Genomic DNA, 19784 nt, shown 5'->3' on the forward strand with positions numbered 1-19784 from the left:
TTCAGGGTTCATTGTTTGGGGTTGCGGGTTGGGTGTTGGGCGTTGTGGGTTGTTCCTGCAACGCACGGTACTTAGCTGCGGTTTCTATAAGCAGCATATCCAGCAGGGACTCGTTATTCTGGTTTACGGCATCTACTATATTAGGCTGGTCTATGGCATAAAACAAAAAGCCCTGTACCATTTCAGCCGGAATGTTGTATTTGGTGGCAAACTCGTCTTCGTTAACCAGGCCGTTGAGCCCCTCCATTACGGCTTCCTTTTGTTCGGTAGCCAGTTCGCGTTTCAGCATTTTCTTTTTGCCGTTTATCCAGTTGAGCAGTATGTCTACCGGGCCGCTGTCTGCGGTATGCAGCCTGCGTTCTGCCACGGTCATGCGCCGCTGGTTTTCGGGCAGGCCAAACGCTTCGTTTGTAATAACCGGGCGTTCTATAACCACTTCTTCCAGCTGCTCAGCCTTTACTTCTACTGCCATTATGTAAGGCATGGTTTTAAAGGTATCGGCTGTAATATAAAATTCACGCACGGTGGTGGTATTGCTGTACACAATAAGCTTATCGCCTGTTTTTGCAGCCAGGGTAAATGTGCCGTCGGCCCCGGCCTTAACCTCTTCGCCGGTTTGCTTGTTTATAATGAAAGCACCGGGCAGGGCAGCCTCATTGACCTCCACTTTTCCGTGCAGGCTCTGGCGCTGCTGTGCCATTAGCGGCAGGCACATCATTATTATCAGTATCCGGAACAGCTTCTTCATGTGTTGAAATGGTTTCTATATATCGTAATGCAACTTCAGACATTATAAGGCGGGCGGCACCATACTGATAGGCACGCAACAGGCCGGCCAGCTTTTCATCGTCTACCGCAAAGTACAAAAATGCCTCTGTAAACTGCTTGGGTATGTGCAGGTCGTTTACCAGTTGCGACTCGGTATACATACGCTGCAATGCCTCAATGGCTACGCGCTTGTTGGCATACTTCTCGTCTATCTCCATCAGGAACTTCTTGCCGCGCATCCAGTTTAAAACCCCGGTAAGGCCCTTTTGCTGGCCGCGGTAGTGCAGCACTTTTTTCTCGGCGGCAGTGTAGCGTTTCTGGCCCTTGGGCACAATACCTAACGATTCGGCTGTAACGGTGCTTTCTACCACTACCTCGTCAAGCTCATAGCTTTTGTAATCAACGCCCAGTATGTAGGGCTGTTGCTTAAACGATTCGGCACTGATGTAAAACTCCCTTACATCTATACTGGCCGATGATACCGCCAGTTTTTGCCCCGGTTTTACGGCTATGGTAAAGCTGCCGTCGTGCCCGGTTTTTACTTCCTGGCCGGTTTTCTGGTTGATGACAAAGGCACCGCCAACCCCCACGGTATCTACCATTACACGGCCACGCAGTTCCTGCTGGGCAGATGCCACGCCAAAGATAAGCAAGAGCAGCCACATGAGTGCCGGTTTCATATACGGTAACGGTTTGCGGGATACTAACAGCAAAAATGCTGCCACGGGTGAGGGGTTTTGTGTTGTAATTTTCAAAAAAAGTAAGGTTTGTTGGTATTGGCTTGCCGAAAGATAACGCTTTAGGCGGATGCTTTAGTATAGGGAACAGGGCTGTGGGGGCTCGGTAATACCCAATTTTTAAAACACAAAGACACAACGAACACAAAGGAAGACACACAGATTGGTTATTCTTAAAGGCCACAAAGCAGTGTGTATACAACAAAAAGGGCAACAGGTTAACGTGTTGCCCTTTTTAGCTATGCAGTATAACGTTACTCTTCTGCCAGCAGCTTGTTGTATTTTTCGGCAAGGGCGGCAAGGGTAAATTTAGCCTTCTCGATATCATTGGCTTCCATAAGCTTTACAAAATACTTGTTTTCTACCGCGTAGAACAAAAACCCGCGCACATACTCTGCCGGAACCTTGAGCTGGGCGGTAATGTCTTCGGTACTGTACAGCAGGCTCACGTTGTCCATAAGGGTAACTTTTTTGTCGTTCTCGGCAGCGTTTTTCAGCATGGTGGTGCGGCCGCTTATGGCATTAAACAGCGGGTCGAGCCCCAGGGGGTTCATTTTCCATGATGCTGCCGTAGCCACCCTGCGCTCTGCCGGGGTGTAGCGTTTTTGCCCGGCGGGAACCAGCCCCAGGGCTTCAGAATTGATGTAGCTGTAGTCTACTATAACAAGCTCTTCGAGCAGGATATCCATGGGTTCCATAGAAACGAAGTAGAGGTCTTCGGTAAAATCCTTCTCGGTCAGCACCACGGTTTTAGGGTTAAATACCGATGACGACAGCACCAGGGTGTCCTGCGGCTGCGCAGCAATGGTAAAATAGCCCCCGCGTTGTGTAGCGGTACTGGTGGCGGCCGTTTTGTTAATGACGTAGATGGCTTCAAGCTTTGGGGTGTCGCTTATTACCTTGCCGTTTAGCATGGGGCGCTCCTGCGCAAAAAAAGTTGAGCTTATAAGGCTTACGGCTACTGTAAATAAGGCTTTTAACTGCATAATAGGGTTTACTAATGGCTACAAAGGCGACAGGATTGCCCAAAATGGCTACCTTTGGCTTTTGCTATACCTGTTTTAAACGTATGAAAAAACTAATTATTGCCAGCACCAGCACCCTGCACGGCGGGGCTTACCTTGACTACCTGACCCCTACCCTTGCCGAACATTTTTCGGGTTGCAGGAACCTGGTATTTGTGCCCTTTGCCCGCCCCGGCGGTATGAGCCATGACGAGTATACCGGGCGTGCGGCGGCTTACTTTGCAAAATTAGGCATTGCAGTAAAAGGGCTGCACGAGTTTACCGACCCTGCCGCGGCATTGACCGACGCTGAGGCGGTTTTTACCGGAGGGGGCAACACTTTCCTGCTGGTAAGCCAGCTTTACAAAACCGGGAGCATGGTACCCCTGGCCGATGCCATTAACAACGGAACGTCCTACCTGGGCAGCAGCGCGGGCAGCAACATTTGCGGCCTGACCATGCAGACCACCAACGATATGCCCATTGTATACCCACCCAGCTTTAAAACCCTTGGCGCAATACCTTTTAACCTGAACCCGCACTACCTTGACCCGCAGCCGGGCAGTACCCACATGGGCGAAACGAGGGAAACCCGCATTAAGGAGTTTCACCAGTTTAACACGCAGCCGGTTTTAGGGCTTAGGGAAGGCAGCTGGCTGGAGGTTAAGGGCAGCACCATAACCCTGAAGGGCGATTTGCCCGCACGGCTTTTTCAACACGGGCAGGAACCGGTAGAGCTTGATGCAGGGAGTGACCTTTCAACGCTTCGCTAAGTTTTAAAAGTCGAAAGTCGAAAGTCATAAAGTCCGGTAGCTGAAAAAGCTTTCGACTTTGAAGCTTTCGACTTTGAAACTTTCGACTTTGAAACTTTCGACTTTATGACTGAATTTCAAACTCCAATTGTGAAAAATTAGCGTTAAAATCGTGTTAAAATGTAAGAATATACATCATTTAGAGCGAATACTGAAAAATCATCGTTTTAACATTTTTACACCATAAAATTCAAAAGCCCCTACATGAGCAGGGGCTTTTTGATTTATTAGGTTTGGGTGAATTTTACGCTTAGAATGCGGTGCTTATGGTTAGCGATAAACCGGTGCTTTCGGGCACAAAACGGCACACACCACCCACACACACAAGGCCACCACGCTGACGGCCATAGTTAGCCGCTATACGGGTTGCACCAATGCGGTAAGCGCCGCCAAAGTTGTAGTAATGTATTTGCTTAGAGGCATCATCATTACCGTAATTATATATATCCCAGACATATAGCGAATACTTATCGTTAAGGTTAAGCTCTACCGTGGCGCCTGCCCAGTTCTTTTTATCGGCGTCGGCCCACATGTGTTCGCCCTCTACCCTTATTGATTTGTTCTCGGCAAAGTTGTAGGTAGCCTCAGCCGTAACAATGTTGGTATTAACCTTGTCGCCACCTTCCTGCCACTGCTTGTTGTAGTACTGCCTGATGTAGTAAAACGCTGTGTGCCAGTTTTCTGAAAACTGCTTGCGCAGCTCAAGGTTGTAATCAGAGAAGTATTTTTCGCCTACGCCAAATATGTTGGTATCATATTCGGCAGGGTTAAGGCGGTACTCGCCTGGCAGGTTATGCCACGATGAAAGGTTGATAGCCAGCTTAGTACCATACTTGCCACCCAACAAGGTTTCTTTGGCAAAGTCGTAGTAAAAGTCTATCTGCCCACCGGTTTCGCCGGCTTTCATGATGGTATTGCCCAAAAAGTCTACCTTGGTTTGTGCCTGGTACACATAAATATTAGCTAAGTTGCTGTGGTGCTGCTTAGTAAGTGCCGGCGTAAAGTTAAGCACCTTATCATTATAGTTAAGGCTTGAAGAGGTGGCATCTACATAAGTAGGCTCCCTCTCGCTCAGGAACTTAAAGTTTTCAGTGCGCCTTACGGTAGCATCAATACCCAGTCCGTCAGCACTATAGCCTGCGTTTAGCTGTATGGCGTTGCCGGGTTTCACAAAGTTGTTAGAAAGCCTGTTTTGTATGCTAAGTACGCCGTCTTCAGCCTTGTAGCTGTATTCGCCCGAGGCATAAAAAGCCCCGTTTATAAAGTTAAAGCGGCCGCTAAAGGCATTAGTAAGGGCATCAAAAGCCGTTATTCCGGCCGGAAGTTCCTCTTTTCTACCTACATAGCTCAGGCCTATAGAAAGGTCGCTTTCTTCAAACTTGAGTACTTTAGACAGGTTAAAGTCGCTGTCAAAGCCATAAATATCGCCATTTGCAACACCAAAACCACTACGCTGGCGACCGTAAAGCGCTGTTAGCCTTACATTTGCCGAAGGCCTCCACACTATGCGCCCCCCACGAAGGGCAGTATTTATGCCAAGGGCACGGTCTTCCCAGGCGCGCAGCAGCATACCGTTACCAAACTGTTCATAAAAATATCCGGCAGTAAACTCAAGGGTTTCAGTCTTATAGCCTGCATACCAAATACCTACGTTAGTACCGTCGAAACCGGGATTGTAGTTTAGCAGTGCAGCAGGCTCATAGCTTTCGGCCTGTATACCGGCTGTAAAACCGCCCAGCTGGTAGTTTACCAAAAGGTAGTTGTTAGAACGGATGGCCTCGCCGTTTATGGGCGCATCATGCTGGTTTACACCGGTTCCCTTATCATTAGTATACCACGCCGAGTTACTCTCAAAGCTGCCGTATATGCGGCCGTAGTCTTTTTTTTCCTGTAACGAATCAGATTCCTGGGCAAAAACAGGTGCAACGCCAAAGGGCAGTAGCAAGAACAGTATTTTTTTCATTTCGGGATTAAAGCGTCTTCAGGGTATTATACAGTTCTTTTTCAGCACCCTGGCTGTAGCCGTTGTGCACATACACCACTTTTTTGTTTTTAACCACCACAGTATAAGGAGGGTTAGCTATACCCAATGCCCTTTTAAGGTCCTGGTTAGGGTCAAGCAGCACGCTGTAGGTCCATTTTTTACCTTTAATCATGGGCTTTACACGGGTTTGCGTGCGGGTATCATCAAGGCTTACCGCAATAACCTCAAGGTTAAGCTCTTTGGCCCATGCTTCATAATTTTCGCTAATAGCATCAAGCTCCTGTATGCAGGGTGCGCACCAGGTAGCCCAAAACACAAATACATACAGTTTATCCTGCTCTGTATAATCGTTCTTTACATTGTAGCTTTTGTTGTCTACATTTTTAAGAGACACACTGGGCATTTCTTTCTGGGCATTAGCAATGCCGGTTGCAAATAATAACAACAGCAAAAATTTCTTCATTTTTGTATGTATTTTTTAAGGTAAACATTCATTGGCGGCAATATTAAAAAATTTTTAAGATACGCAGGCTATAAATGTGTAAATTTATAATCCTATGGAATTTGTAGAATTATAAAAATCAACATTTTAACAGTAAAATTGCATTTTTTACCTCTATTTTTTAAGAATTCTCTATCATCAAAAAAAATACTGCATATTTTCAAAGAATTCTTTTTTGATAACATTTTTTTTACATAATTTTCGCCCAATATTTAAAAACATAACTAACATTAAACTTTGGGATAAATGAAAAAACTTTTACTCAGCCTTTTTATTGCTGCTGCAGGATTTACTGCACAGGCACAAATTGCAGACGGCAGCAATGCTCCTGATTTTACAGCTACCGATATTAACGGTAACACACACACACTATCTGAATACCTTGCACAAGGTAAAACAGTAATTATTGACATTTCTGCCACATGGTGTGGCCCTTGCTGGTCTTACCACGGATCTGGTGCGCTTGAAGACCTTTATATGTCTTACGGACCGGGCGGATCTGATGAAGTAGTAGTACTGTTTATTGAAGGTGATGGCGCAACCACACTTGCTGACATACAAGGTACCGGAAACAACACACAAGGCGACTGGACACAACACTCTCCATACCCTATTATTGACAACGCATCAATTGCCAATGCGTATCAGATTGCCTATTTCCCAACAGTATTCAGGATATGCCCTGAAGGAAAAGTATACGAAATAGACCCACTTACTGCAGCAGGCCTTAAAACTAACATAAACACCAACTGTGGTACTTTAGAAGGACTTGCAAGCCATGCTAAAGCTACAGCTATTGATGTTTATTCTTGCGAAGGTTCAGCGGTTGCTAAAGTTCAGGTTAAAAACTATGGCGGCAGCGCCATGACCAATGCAGTGCTTGAAGTTAAACAGGGCAATACAGTTGTAGGCACAAAAACATACACGGGTAACGTTGCTACATTTGCTTCAGCCACTGTAACATTTGACGCCCTTGACCTTGACCCTGAAGTAGAGTATACTGCATCTATAAGCACAATAAATACTGTTGCACCTGCAAACCAGACAATTGCCCAGGATAACTTTAATGTTACCCTTGCACAGGAAGGCAGCAATAACTTTGATGTAAAAATTTATACTGACAACTACCCAAGCGAAATATCTTGGAAAATAAGGAACAGCAGCAACACTGTAGTTGCCCAGGGTGGCCCATACCAGGCCGGTACTGCTGACCAATGGGGTGGCGGTGGCCCGGATGCCAACACAGTTAAATCTCATTATGTAAGCCTTGCCGATGCTGCAGCAGGCTGCTACACAGTAGAGCTTATAGATTCATTTGGCGATGGCTGGTCTTTAGGTAACACTCAGCACGGTATTGAAATTGTTTCAGACGGCGAAATAGTTTACAGCCAGTTTGTAGGCAACTTTGGTGCTTCATCTACAACTGCATCTGCATTTAGGGCAGACGGCACACTGGATAACAAAACTGTTAGCGTAAAAACATTTGCAATGTACCCTAACCCTACAACAGGCATACTTAACTTTAGTACGCAGGAAACTGTAAGCGTATCTGTTATTGATGTTACCGGCAAAACTGTATTTACTGCTGCAAACATTAATGACGGCGACTCAATTAACCTGAGCCAGCTTCAAAAAGGCATGTATATTGCCCAGGTAAAAGGCGAAAAAACACAAACAACCGAAAAGATAGTTATAAACTAAGCTTTTACAGCAATAACATTTAAAGCTATCGGAAGCAACCCTGCCTGCTTCCGATAGCCTTTTTTACTTAAAGAACACAACTTATATTTTAACAATTACACTACTACAAAATGAAAAAAATTATCCTTTTAGGCGCAATCCTGTTCGGAACTTTAACCCAGGCTCAAAACATTGCATACACTACCAATAATGGTGCAACTATTGAAAACAACCAGGTTTTTACATTTAATACTGTTGATGCAGAGGCAGCAAAGCTTTTAATCAACCTTAAAAATAACGGCACAGAAACATTTCGTTTTAAAATCCGTGTTGACGAAGTAATTGGCAATGAACTACCTACATTAGAAATGGGCCTACAGTTTTGCTTTTCAACACTTTGCTACACAGGCGTTGTTGCCGGCAACCTGTACCCTAATAATCCTGTAGCTCTTGCAGCAGGACAAACTAACGACCCTGCAGACCACTTTTTAAATACTTACGGAGGCACAAACGGCGCAGCTGTTACCTACAAATTTACTGTAGTTGAAGTTAATGAAGCCGAAGAAATCATACAGGACAACCTGCTAAAGTTTACATACATTTACCAGCCTACCGCATCTATATCTGATTTTACAGCCCTGAAAAACATAGGGATAAGCCTTAACAGTACAGTAGTTAAAACACAACTTGATGTAACTGCAAATACTGCCGCTACACTACAACTGTTTGACGCTAATGGTAAAAAAGTAAAAACAGCAACCATTACCGAAGGAAACCAGAGTGTTGACCTTTCTGCACTTAGCAGCGGTATTTATTTTGCTGATTTTAAAACCACAGGTAACAAAACAGCAAATATTAAAATAGTTAAAAATTAAGACACACTAATTTACAGCCCTTTAAACCCTAAAGAGTTACCTGTAATTGTTGGAAAATGAAAAGATTAGTTACACTGCTCATCATTAGCGCACTGGCTTTAACCGGCTGCGAAAGCGATTATACAATACTGCCTTCGGCTAATGGTATAATTTTAACCGCAGACCGTTCTGTCACCGCAGTGGGAGAAGGCATTACCTTTACCACAAAAGACAATAACAACACAGATATTACTGCCGAAACACAGTTTTATGTAAATGATGAACCTATTGAAGGAAACATATTTACATCTGAAGAAGTAGGCGATTTTATTGTTAAAGCTATACGCCTTGGAGAAACAAGCGCTGCACTACCTATAAGGTTTCATGATGGCTCTGAAACAAACTTTGTAAAACGCCTTTTGATTGAAGACTACACCGGGACCTGGTGCGGATGGTGCCCTCGTGTGGCATGGGCTATAGAAAAGCTTCATACACAAACGGAAGACTTTGTACCCGTAGCCATACACAGGCCAAGCAGTAACCCAAGCAGCTCTGTTTATGACCCGTATAATTATGACACAACCGAGCTGGAAAACTTTATAGATATTCCCGGTTATCCTAAAGGCATGCTAAACAGGACAACAGAGTGGAGCGGCGAGCAACCGGATAACCTTGCACAGCCTGTAGCTTTTACGCAGGGTGAAAACCCAAGGTTAGGGCTTGCGCTGTCGCCGGTTGTAAGCAATGGCAGCATATCGTTAGATGTAAATGTAAAGTTTAGCAAAGACTTTACAGGGCTTAAACTGGTAGTATATGTTCTTGAAAATGGGCTTATATATGACCAGCATAACTATACCATATATTATGGCGGTGTTGACATAATTGAAGACTTTCACCACAACCATGTGCTGCGTGGCGTTCTTACACCACTTTTAGGCGAACCAATTGATGCATCACAAACGGTAGTAAACAACACTTTTACCCGCACATTTAATATAGCCATGCCGGCTGCTGTAACAAATGCAGCAAACATAGAGTTTGTAGCATTTATAGTAGATGCGCAGGGCCGCGCCGTAAACGTGCGTAAAGCTGTTACAGGCGACGTTCAGGACTTTGAAGAACTGTAATTTATTCACCATAAAAACAAAAGGGCCGCTAAGCGGCCCTTTTGTTTTACAAACCTTATAGAAATAAAAAAGCCCTGAAATTCAGGGCTTTTTAACAGAGCGGAAGACGAGGCTCGAACTCGCGACAACCAGCTTGGAAGGCTGGAGCTCTACCAACTGAGCTACTTCCGCTTTTGTGGTTGCAAATATAACTAATATTTTTTGCGCCGTGCAAGCTTTTTCTAAAAAAAGTTAGAGGTTTAAATCATGGTGTTTTTAAAATATTTATTATTAATTTGTTATGCTTATACGCCCTTATATGTTTACAGTTAAAATCATATCACCTACAGAGACTTTCGCCGTAAGGCACCCTGTTTTAAGACCCGGAAAACCCATTGAAACCTGCATTTTTGATGGCGATGCCCTGCCCACAACGGTTCATTTTGGTATATTTCATGAATCTGGCCCCATTGCAGGCGTGGTATCTGTTTTTGAAGCGCCACATACATTTTTTACAGAGCAAAAACAGTTTCAGTTAAGAGGCATGGCGGTATTGGCCGAGTATCAAAAAACCGGCCTGGGAGAACAACTGGTACTGGCAGCCGAAGAATATGCCCGTAATAACAACGGACAAAGGATATGGTTTAACGCCCGCGAAATAGCCATAGGTTTCTATCGCAAAATGGGCTATGAAACCACTGGGGTGGCATTTTCTGTAGGAGACATAGGCATTCATTATGTAATGCATAAACCTTTGTAATTCAGTAACATTTTATTACAAAATATTTAGCATGCGCTCTGCGCAACCGTTATTTATTCTTTGTATCTTTATTAAAGAATTAGTGGCCAGCCACACCTATCCGGCAAAAAAATCACCTGTCGTTGCTCGCGGAGCATATATTTTTACCTAAAAAGCCTATATCCGGGTTAGTGGTTTGTCATACAACATTTTTGTATAACCAAAACAAACCATTATGCGCAAACCGGCAATAATTGCTGCAATGGCTTTACTCACCTTTTTTACAACCACCTGTAAAAATGCCGTAGCCACCAGCGAAAAGACTCCCACACAGGCAAACACAGCTCATCTTAAAGATACGTCATTAGCATTTAATGAAAATTTGCTTGCAGAACACTCTCAGGAGGTTTTGGCATTCTACAAAGCCAATAACAACAAAACGGTATGGATTAAACCTGAAGACCGTAAGGCTATTATTGCTGCTGTGGCAGATGCCGGCAGCGACGGCCTCCTGCCGGAAGAGTATAACCTGCACTACCTTCAAAACTTTGAATCGTTAAAATCAGTTAGTAAAGAAGACTGCATGCGGTATGACCTGATGCTTACCGAATCGGTATCTAAACTGTGCAGCCATTTGTTTAAGGGCAAGCTTAAGCCATCTCAGGTATACCACGACTGGGCACTGGCACCCAAGAAATTTGACGCAAATAAGCTCCTCTCAGAAGCTATTGAAAAACACAATATCCCTGAAATTATAAACCGTTGCAGGCCACGCCACGCTACTTATGAAGCCTTACGCAACAGCCTTAGTTATATCAATAGCCTGCCGGAAGACAACATACCGGCAATAGCATTCACAAAAGACATTACCCTTAACGATTCTGCCGCCTCTGTAGGCATTATAAAGCAACGCCTGGTTTATTGGGGCGACCTTGATAAGGAAAGCGCCACAGGCAATGTATTTGATAAAACAACCCAAAATGCGGTTAAAAAATTCCAGGTACGCCACGGCCTGAGTACTACAGGAAAGGTTGATAAAGCCACCGCCGAAACACTTAATGTAACCCGGCAGCAGCGCCGCGAACAGCTCATTGCCAACCTTGAGCGCTGGAGGTGGTTTCCGTATGATTTTGGCGAAAGGGCTGTAGTGGTTAACATCCCAACGTTTAGCATGTGTGTATTAGAGAATGGTAAAGACACACTGCAAACGTATCGTGTAGTGGTGGGCAAGCCGGACAGGAGAAGCCCGGTACTGCATTCGGTTCTAAACAACCTTGTAATTAACCCTACATGGACAGTCCCCCCCACCTATCTTAAAAAAGACCTGGTGCCCGCTGCACTAAAAGATACCGCCCATTTTGCCCACCTCAACATGAAAATCATGTACAAAGGCGAAGAAATACCGGTAAGCGAATGGGATGCTGAAAAAGCCGACCACTATGTATATGTACAATCGCCCGGCGACCACAATTCATTAGGCAGGATAAAATTCAATTTCCAGAACGGGTTTTATGTGTACCTGCATGATACCAACCATAAAGAATATTTCCGCAAAGGTTATCGCGCACTCAGTTCAGGCTGTGTTAGGATAGAAAACCCGTTTAAATTAGCCGGGTATGTATTGGAAAATGAAAATGCCGGATGGACATCAGACGCCGTGCAGGAAATGGTGGCAAGTAACGAAACGCAAAGTATTGGCCTAAAAAAAACCATCCATGTGCACCAGCTTTACTGGACCGCATGGATGGATAAAGACGGGCTGCAATTCAGGCCCGATATTTATAAGCTTGACAAGATACTTTACAATAAATTATCCGGCAAAAGCTGATTTATACGTTTTAGTTGGGTGATAAATAAACAGGCAAGACTTGTCTTTTATCAGGTTTATAACCTCGGCAGTCAGGTTGTTTGGCAGTGCAGGGCATCCCTGGCTGCGGCCCAGGCGGTTGTGCTGCTTAATAAAGTTTTCGCTTACATAATCAGCAGCGTGCATAACCACTCCCCTGCTGCGGGCATTGCTGTTGGCACCCTCAAGGCCGTCAAGCTTTAGTGAACGTCCGTGCTTACCTACATATATTTCGCCTGTAGCATAAAAACCAAGGCTGCTTTTGTTAGAGCTGTTGGCATTACTAAAGCTGGTTGCAAACTCATCGCCACTGTTACGGCCGTGTGCCACAAGTGTATTATATACTACAGTGTTGGTAGCCATATCAATTATCCAAAGGCGCTTGGTGTTAGATGATTTACTAAAATCAACTACCGTAAGCAGGTCTTTTTTAATCTTGCCAAGGGCTTTAAGCTTATTATACCCCTTAAAAGCCATTGAAAAACAATCCATGCCCGGCATATTGCCCGAGTGTGATTTAATGTTGTTGTACACCACCTCAGTCTCGCTTAGCGTTTCAACTTTAGCTACAGTAGCGGTAGCTTTTTTAGGCGCTGATGTGTTTAAAGAAAAGAACAAAAATAAAACTGATGCAAAAAAGTTGTAAACCATTGTAAAATTTTAGTTGTGTTTTTAACCCGGCAGCTAAATAAGTTAAGAAATTCTTAAAATCCAAAAGCAACAGTGTTAAAATCAAATATTTAACATTTATCATTTGGCAGGGCTGCAATGCAGGCGGTGCCGTTCTCACTTCATTTCTACTTTCTACAACGGGTTAAAAAAGCGGCTTATTGCCCTGAGTTAAAATTTTAAGAAAAAAATTTTAGCGCTCCTTAACTAAACTTAACCCTTTTACAATACCCAAACTGCATATTTTATAGTAAATTTATGCCGTTTTCGGCTACTTACTAAACGAAAACTGTGCCAAAAATTCTTAATATCCTGAAAATGAACAAAAAAGTTATCCTAATGATACTGGATGGCTGGGGCAAATCGCCCGACCCAAAGGTATCTGCCGTAGACCAGGCAAACACTCCTTTTATAGACAGCCTTTACACAAAATACGCTAATGCATCTCTTCGCACAGATGGCCTAAACGTAGGTTTACCAGAAGGCCAGATGGGCAACAGCGAAGTGGGACACATGAACCTTGGCGCAGGCCGCATTGTATACCAGGACCTGGTAAGGATTAACCTTGCGGTAGATGACAAGTCTATAGAAAAAGAGCCTGCACTGGTAGATGCTTTTAACTATGCAAAACAAAACAACAAGAAAATACACCTTTTAGGGCTTTTATCTGACGGCGGTGTGCACTCGCACATTAACCACGTTAAGGGCCTTGTAACCGCTGCTAAAGATGCCGGTTTGCAGGATGTATTTATCCATGCCTTTACAGATGGCCGCGATGTTGACCCTAAATCGGGCATTAACTTTGTGGCTGACCTGCAAAACTTTATTAAAGACACCCCTGCAAAACTTGCCAGCCTTGTGGGCCGCTACTATGCAATGGACCGCGATAAGCGCTGGGAGCGCGTTAAACTGGCGTATGACCTGCTGGTAAACGGTACTGGCACACTATCTCAGGATGCGGTAGACAGCATACAGCAAAGTTACAACGAAGGTGTTACCGATGAGTTTATCAAACCAATTGCAATGACTGAAGACGGCACTACCCCACTTGCGGTTATAGCGCCCGATGATGTGGTTATCTTCTTTAACTTCCGTACAGACAGGGGCCGTGAGCTTACCGAAGTACTGAGCCAGTTTGACATTCATGAGCAAAACATGCACAAGCTGCCGCTGTATTATGTTACCATGACCAATTATGACGATACCTTTAAAGGTGTACACGTTATATATGACAAAGACAACCTTACTGAAACCCTTGGCGAGGTAGTAAGCAAAGCCGGCCTGAAGCAAATACGCATGGCGGAAACGGAGAAGTACCCGCACGTAACGTTCTTCTTTTCAGGAGGCCGTGAGGAGCCTTTTGAGGGAGAAAGCCGCATACTGCGTAATTCGCCAAAGGTAGCTACATACGACCTGCAACCGGAGATGAGTGCTTATGAGCTTCGTGATGCTCTTATCCCTGAACTTAAAAAACAGGAGGCATCTTTTGTATGCCTTAACTTTGCCAATGGAGACATGGTGGGCCACACCGGTGTGTTTGAAGCTGCCGTTAAAGCCTGTGAAGCTGTAGACGAATGCGCCAAAGGTGTTATTGAAACCGCCCTTGAAAACGGCTACACTACCATTGTAATTGCCGACCACGGTAACTGCGAAACCATGATAAACCCTGATGGCAGCCCTAACACTGCCCACACCACTAACCCGGTGCCTATTATTGTGGTAGATAACGATATCAAATCAGTTAAAGATGGCATACTGGGCGATATAGCCCCAACCATCCTGCACATGATGGGTGTACCACAACCTGAAGCCATGACAAGGCATTCGCTTGTTTAATTAGATTTTTCGATATCCTGAAGAAATAGAAAGCTGCTCCATTTGGGGCGGCTTTTTTTAATAAAAAAACCTGCGGCACTACCCACAGGTTTAAGACAAACTACAACTACAAAAAACCATTTTTGTATACTATATACTCACCTTAAAGGTGTTAAAATATGCATTATCAATAGCCTCCCTGTGCATGGGGTGGGCTATATTTATCAGCGCTTTTGCACGCTGCTTCAGGGTTTTACCATACAGGTCGGCTATACCATATTCGGTTACCACATACTGTACGTGCCCACGGGTGGTTACTACCCCCGCCCCTTCTTTAAGGAACGGCACAATCTTGTTTTCACCATTCTTGGTTACCGACGGCAGCGCTATAATGGCCTTGCCGCCTTCACTAAGCGATGCTCCACGGATGAAGTCCATCTGGCCACCCACACCGCTATACATACGGCTGCCTATAGAGTCGGCACACACCTGGCCGGTAACATCTACCTCAATAGCCGAGTTTATGGCCACCATCTTCGGGTTGCGGCGTATAACGGCAGTGTCGTTTACAAAAGACGACTCACGCATCTCAATAAACGGGTTATCGTTTACAAAATCATACAGCCTTTTAGAGCCAAGTAAGAACGTAGCCAGTGCACGGCCTTTTACCACGCCCTTGTGGTTACAGTTAATAATACCGTTCTCAATCAGGTCGATAACCCCATCTGAAAACATTTCAGTATGCAAGCCCAGGTTTTTGTGGTGCACCAGCTTGGTAAGCGCAGCATTAGGTATAGAGCCTATACCCATTTGCAGGGTACTGCCGTCATCAACCAATGAGGCCACATAGCTGCCTATCTTGTCTTCCTGTTCGGTAATGGCATCAGTTCCGTGGCTGTAAATGGGCACATTGGCTTCCACCAGATAATCAATCTCCGAAATATGCACCAGGCTATCACCAAAAGTACGCGGCATATTAGGGTTAACCTGTGCTACAACGCGTTTAGCCATTTCAATAGCTGCCCTTGTAGCCTCTACCGAAACCCCAAGCGAACAATAGCCGTGTGCATCAGGCGGCGAAATGTGTATGAACACCACATCAAGCGTTACCACCTTTTTACGGAACAAACGCGGCAATTCGCTCAAAAATACCGGGGTGTAGCTACCGTTTCCGGCCGCCAGCGTATGCCTTACATTTTTACCTATAAAGAACGAATTTACGTGAAAGCTGTCGGCCAACTTTGGGTCGGCATACGGCGCGGGGCCTTCGGTATGCATGTGGCACACTTCAACATCTTTCAATTCAGCAGCCCTCTCGGCAAGGGCGGCCGTTAATATATTGGGCGTGGCGGCAGCAGCCTGCACATACACCCTGTCGCCGGGCTGTACAACCTGTACAGCAACAGCAGCGGAAACAAATTTGCTCATATAAACTATCCTAAAAGTTTTAGCAAAGTTACACGCTGTGAAGCCTTTAAAAACATGACAAAACTCATATTTAAGAATATTTTTTTGGCACAATATTTGCAAAATGATAGTAATACTATTAAGTTTGCGACAAACGATTACAGAATGAGATTTATACTCTTAAACCCTAAGCTAAACATAAACGACAAGATCTTCCTGAAAGATCCTGAAACGTCGGCTTTGGGTAAAAAGATACTGCAACAGAGTATTTTGCTGATTGATGAAATAGGGTTTGAAGCATATACCTTTAAAAAGCTTGGCGAACGCATAGAGAGCAATGAAAGCTCTGTATACCGTTATTTCGAAAACAAGCACAAACTTTTGCTATACCTCTCATCGTGGTACTGGAGCTGGGTAGAATACCGCTTGGTGTTTGGTGTGGCCAACCTTACCACCCCGCAGGACAGGTTAAAAATTGCCATTACCATAGTTACCGAAGATGCTGCCGAAGCCGATATAAGCGAACATATAGACGTGCGCCTGCTAAAGCGCATTATTATTAATAACTTCATGAAAACCTTCCTTACCAAGGAGGTTGATGAAGAAATACGCAGCGGTTTCTTTCAGATATATACCCGCGTTATACAACGCGTTACCGATATTATTCTGGAAAATGCGCCCAAATACCCGTATGCTGAAAGCCTTGCCAGCACCATCGTAGAAGGTGCGCTGCACCAGCATTTTTTAAAAGACCATTTGCAGTCTATAACCAGTTGTAACAGCTGCACATCGCCCACTGATTTTTATTTAAGCCTGATAGATAATGTTTTAAAACAAAATGTATGACACCCCTAAAAAGATACTATAACCTCCTTAAGCTTGATAAGAAAGACGTTTACCAAATTGTATTCTATGCCGCATTTGCAGGCCTTATAAGCCTTTCTCTGCCGCTGGGCATACAGGCCATTATTAATTTTATACAGGGCGGCCAGGCAAGTGTGTCGTGGGTTGTGCTTATTATAATGGTAACACTTGGCGTGGCGCTTGTGGGCATCCTTACCCTTATGCAGCTGCGCATTACAGAAAACCTGCAACAAAAAATATTTGTGCGCGCATCGTTTGAATTTGCACTGCGTATGCCCAAAATAAAGTATGAAGAGCTGTATGACCAGTATGCCCCGGAGCTGGCCAACCGCTTTTTTGACACCCTAACCATACAAAAGGGCACCTCTAAGCTGTTACTTGATTTTTCTACGGCACTACTGCAAATACTACTGGGTATCATACTATTATCTTTATACCACCCTGTGTTTATCATCTTCGGGATACTGCTTTTGGTTATCCTGTATGCCATCCTTAAGTTTTCGTATGAAGAAGGGGTGCAAACCAGCCTTAAAGAATCTAAGTTTAAGTATAAAGGCGCCTACTGGCTTCAGGAAATAGCCCGTAACCGTGCCACCTTTAAAAGTACTACCGGCCATGATTATGCCCTGCATCGCAACGACAAAATTGTGGGCGAATATGTAGGCACCCGCGAAAAACACTTTGGCATCATGAAAAGGCAGTTCAGCCAGCTGATACTGTTTAAGGTATTGATTACTGCCGGATTACTGTCGGTAGGTGGTTACCTTGTGCTGAACCAGCAAATGAACATTGGCCAGTTTGTAGCTGCCGAAATCATTATATTACTGGTTATGAATTCAATAGAAAAAACCATAACCGGGCTTGAAACGCTTTATGACGTGGTAACATCGGTAGAAAAAATAGGCCAGGTAAGCGACCTTGAACTTGACGATGAAAAAGCAGCCAAACAAATCAGTGGCGAAAATGGCCTTACGCTTGAAGCAGAAGATGTTTGTTTCCGTTTTCCGGAGGCAGACAAAAACGCTCTAAAGAACATCAAACTTAAAATTGAGCCGGGCGAGAAAGTGTTTATAAGTGGGCGCAATGCTTCGGGTAAAACCACGCTGGTGCGCCTGCTTAGCAGCTACCTGCAGCCTTCATCGGGTATATTTTATGTAAATGAAAGTAATCTTAACAAGGCCGACAGCAACCAGTACCGCGCGCTAACCGGTGTGGTGCTACAGGGCGAAACGCCTTTTGAAGGTACGCTACTTGAAAACATTACCCTTAATAACCCCGAAATTAACGACGAGCGCATAAAATGGGCTTTAGAACAAACCGGGCTTACCCAGTTTGTAAAAACGCTTCCGTTGGGCTTAGATACCCGCATAACACCACTGGGCAGGCAACTAACGGCATCGGTAGCACGCAAAATTATACTGGCACGTGCTATTATTAAAAAACCGGGTGTATTGTTCCTGGAAGACCCTACCGAAGCCATGGATGAGGAAAGCGCCAAAAAAATCATAGACTTTTTATTTGCGCCCGAACACAAGTGGACGGTTATTGTGGCATCAGTAAACAACTACTGGAAAGAACGCTGCAACAGGCACATTGAAATGAACGACGGTACTATAACAACTGACATAAAACTATAAGGCCATGCTAAATATATCAGATAAAAACCCTGTTACTTTTGACGGCAGCCGCTATAAAACCATTAAAGAGCTGAGCAACAGGCCGCACTATAAAATACTAAGGAGGCTAATAATAGGCATTTGCATTGTGCTGGTACTGGTGCTTTTCCTGCCGTGGACACAAAACATACAGGGCAGCGGTGCAGTAACTACCCTTAAGCCCGACCAAAGGCCTCAAACCATACACACCGCCATTGCCGGCCGTATAGAAAAATGGTATGTAAAAGAGGGCGATTTTGTAAACAAAGGCGATACCATACTTTTCATTTCCGAAATTAAGGAAGAGTATTTTGACCCTAACCTTGTTGAAAATACGGGTGACCAGGTAGATGCCAAGAAAATGGCGCTTGAAAGCTATGGCGGCAAAGTTAGCGCACTTGATGTACAGATAGGCTCACTGCAAAAAGAACAAAAGCTAAAGCTGGAACAGGCCAGCAATAAAATAAAGCAGGCACATCTTAAAGTAAAAAGCGACAGTATGGACCTTGAAGCCGTGCGCACACAGCTGCGTATTGCCGAAACCCAGTTTAACCGTGCCGTAAACCTTAACCGCGAAGGCCTTAAGCCCCTTACCGAAGTTGAAGAAAAGCGCCTTAAGCTACAGGAAAGCGAAGCCAAGATTCTTACACAGGAAAATAAATTCCTTGCAGCTAAAAACGACCTGATTAACGCCGAGGTAGAGATAAACCGTATTATAGCCGAATATAGCGAGAAGGTATCTAAAGCCAACAGCGATAAGTACACCGCCCTGAGTACCAAGTATGATACTGAAGCACAGGTAACAAAACTGCAAAACCAGTATGTTAATTACAGCATCCGTAATGGGTTGTATTACATAAAGGCCCCGCAAAGCGGCTATATTAACAAAGCCATGCTGGGCGGCCTTGGCGAAACCATTAAAGAAGGCACTCCGGTGGTAAGCATTATGCCTGCGGGTTATGATATTGCCGTAGAAAGCTATGTAGAGCCTATAGACCTGCCGCTTATACACAAAGGCGCCAAAGTGCGCGTATGGTTTGACGGATGGCCTACAGTGGTATTTTCAGGATGGCCGGGCATATCATATGGTACGTTTGGAGGCCGCGTGGTAGCCATTGAAAACTTTATAAGCCCTAACGGCAAATACCGCATACTTATAGCCCCTGATAAGGCCGAAGAAGCATGGCCTAAGCAGCTTAGCATAGGTGCCGGGGCGCAAACCATGGCCCTGCTTGATGTTGTACCGGTGTGGTATGAAACCTGGCGGGTGCTAAACGGTTTCCCACCTAATTACTATCAGCCGGCTGCCGATGCAGCTAAAGAAAAAGCAAAAAAGTAAACG

17 protein-coding genes and 1 tRNA gene are annotated in these 19784 nt (G+C 44.6%); 10 read left to right on the forward strand and 8 right to left on the reverse strand.

Features of this window, described 5'->3' with window-relative positions; translation table 11 throughout:
- Position 1 precedes the first annotated feature (1 nt).
- The 3 genes from AM279_RS11310 to AM279_RS11320 form a co-directional block, all read right to left on the reverse strand.
- On the reverse strand, positions 2–748 hold the full coding sequence (locus tag AM279_RS11310) for a hypothetical protein (protein ID WP_143090290.1): 747 nt from the start codon (positions 746–748) through the stop codon (positions 2–4).
- The gene (locus AM279_RS11315) at positions 654–1448 is read right to left on the reverse strand and encodes a hypothetical protein (protein ID WP_054408151.1); all 795 of its coding nucleotides are present in this window, start codon (positions 1446–1448) and stop codon (positions 654–656) included. Before AM279_RS11315 ends, AM279_RS11310 begins: the two co-directional genes overlap by 95 nt.
- Positions 1449–1759: 311 nt before the next feature.
- Complete coding sequence (locus AM279_RS11320; RefSeq protein WP_143090289.1) at positions 1760–2491, reverse strand: hypothetical protein; 732 nt, start codon at positions 2489–2491, stop codon at positions 1760–1762.
- An 83-nt stretch (positions 2492–2574) separates the two neighbouring features.
- Here AM279_RS11320 and pepE point away from each other — a divergent pair, with 83 nt between their 5' ends.
- Positions 2575–3282, forward strand: a complete 708-nt coding sequence (pepE, locus tag AM279_RS11325) for a dipeptidase PepE (RefSeq protein ID WP_054408153.1) — start codon at positions 2575–2577, stop codon at positions 3280–3282.
- A gap of 289 nt (positions 3283–3571) precedes the next feature.
- Here pepE and AM279_RS11330 read toward each other — a convergent pair whose 3' ends face one another.
- Both AM279_RS11330 and AM279_RS11335 read right to left on the reverse strand, forming a co-directional pair.
- Positions 3572–5284 carry a DUF6029 family protein gene (locus AM279_RS11330; RefSeq protein ID WP_054408154.1) on the reverse strand — a complete coding sequence of 571 codons (1713 nt, stop codon included), beginning with the start codon at positions 5282–5284 and terminating at the stop codon, positions 3572–3574.
- Positions 5285–5291: 7 nt separating this feature from the next.
- The gene (locus tag AM279_RS11335) at positions 5292–5768 is read right to left on the reverse strand and encodes a TlpA family protein disulfide reductase (protein WP_054408155.1); all 477 of its coding nucleotides are present in this window, start codon (positions 5766–5768) and stop codon (positions 5292–5294) included.
- Positions 5769–6053: 285 nt separating this feature from the next.
- On the opposite strand from AM279_RS11335, the gene AM279_RS11340 reads away from it, so the two are divergent.
- The 3 genes from AM279_RS11340 (at position 6054) to AM279_RS11350 (ending at position 9468) form a co-directional block, all read left to right on the forward strand.
- The gene (locus tag AM279_RS11340; protein ID WP_054408156.1) at positions 6054–7508 is read left to right on the forward strand and encodes a T9SS type A sorting domain-containing protein; all 1455 of its coding nucleotides are present in this window, start codon (positions 6054–6056) and stop codon (positions 7506–7508) included.
- A gap of 110 nt (positions 7509–7618) precedes the next feature.
- Positions 7619–8362: a T9SS type A sorting domain-containing protein gene (locus AM279_RS11345; RefSeq protein ID WP_054408157.1), complete on the forward strand. Its 744-nt coding sequence runs from the start codon at positions 7619–7621 to the stop codon at positions 8360–8362.
- Positions 8363–8418: 56 nt separating this feature from the next.
- A complete protein-coding gene (locus AM279_RS11350; RefSeq protein ID WP_054408158.1) occupies positions 8419–9468 on the forward strand; it encodes an Omp28-related outer membrane protein in 1050 nt (349 codons plus the stop codon).
- Positions 9469–9566: 98 nt separating this feature from the next.
- On the opposite strand, the gene AM279_RS11355 is transcribed toward AM279_RS11350, so the two are convergent.
- A tRNA-Gly gene (locus tag AM279_RS11355) sits at positions 9567–9639 on the reverse strand.
- Between the two features lie 127 nt (positions 9640–9766).
- Here AM279_RS11355 and AM279_RS11360 point away from each other — a divergent pair.
- Positions 9767–10207 (forward strand): GNAT family N-acetyltransferase, encoded by a 441-nt coding sequence (locus AM279_RS11360; RefSeq protein WP_054410287.1) that lies wholly within the window; start codon positions 9767–9769, stop codon positions 10205–10207.
- 214 nt (positions 10208–10421) lie between these two features.
- Entirely contained in the window at positions 10422–12014 is a 1593-nt protein-coding gene (locus AM279_RS11365) for a L,D-transpeptidase family protein (protein WP_054408159.1), read from the forward strand.
- Here the strand turns inward: AM279_RS11365 and AM279_RS11370 are convergent.
- Positions 11997–12683: a murein L,D-transpeptidase catalytic domain family protein gene (locus AM279_RS11370; protein WP_054408160.1), complete on the reverse strand. Its 687-nt coding sequence runs from the start codon at positions 12681–12683 to the stop codon at positions 11997–11999. The genes AM279_RS11365 and AM279_RS11370 overlap by 18 nt on opposite strands.
- A 336-nt stretch (positions 12684–13019) precedes the next feature.
- On the opposite strand from AM279_RS11370, the gene gpmI reads away from it, so the two are divergent.
- The gene (gene gpmI / locus AM279_RS11375) at positions 13020–14537 is read left to right on the forward strand and encodes a 2,3-bisphosphoglycerate-independent phosphoglycerate mutase (RefSeq protein WP_054408161.1); all 1518 of its coding nucleotides are present in this window, start codon (positions 13020–13022) and stop codon (positions 14535–14537) included.
- Between the two features lie 129 nt (positions 14538–14666).
- On the opposite strand, the gene AM279_RS11380 is transcribed toward gpmI, so the two are convergent.
- The gene (locus AM279_RS11380) at positions 14667–15944 is read right to left on the reverse strand and encodes an acetyl-CoA hydrolase/transferase family protein (protein WP_054408162.1); all 1278 of its coding nucleotides are present in this window, start codon (positions 15942–15944) and stop codon (positions 14667–14669) included.
- A 144-nt stretch (positions 15945–16088) separates the two neighbouring features.
- Between AM279_RS11380 and AM279_RS11385 the strand changes: the two genes are divergently transcribed.
- From AM279_RS11385 to AM279_RS11395, 3 genes are read left to right on the forward strand one after another with little or no spacing between them, the layout of a single operon-like run.
- Positions 16089–16769, forward strand: a complete 681-nt coding sequence (locus tag AM279_RS11385; RefSeq protein WP_054408163.1) for a TetR/AcrR family transcriptional regulator — start codon at positions 16089–16091, stop codon at positions 16767–16769.
- Entirely contained in the window at positions 16766–18424 is a 1659-nt protein-coding gene (locus tag AM279_RS11390; protein WP_054408164.1) for a peptidase domain-containing ABC transporter, read from the forward strand. Before AM279_RS11385 ends, AM279_RS11390 begins: the two co-directional genes overlap by 4 nt.
- A gap of 4 nt (positions 18425–18428) precedes the next feature.
- Complete coding sequence (locus AM279_RS11395; RefSeq protein WP_054408165.1) at positions 18429–19781, forward strand: HlyD family secretion protein; 1353 nt, start codon at positions 18429–18431, stop codon at positions 19779–19781.
- Positions 19782–19784 lie beyond the last annotated feature (3 nt).

The organism is Flavobacterium akiainvivens (assembly GCF_001278115.1).
Classification (GTDB): Bacteria; Bacteroidota; Bacteroidia; order Flavobacteriales; family Flavobacteriaceae; genus Flavobacterium; species Flavobacterium akiainvivens.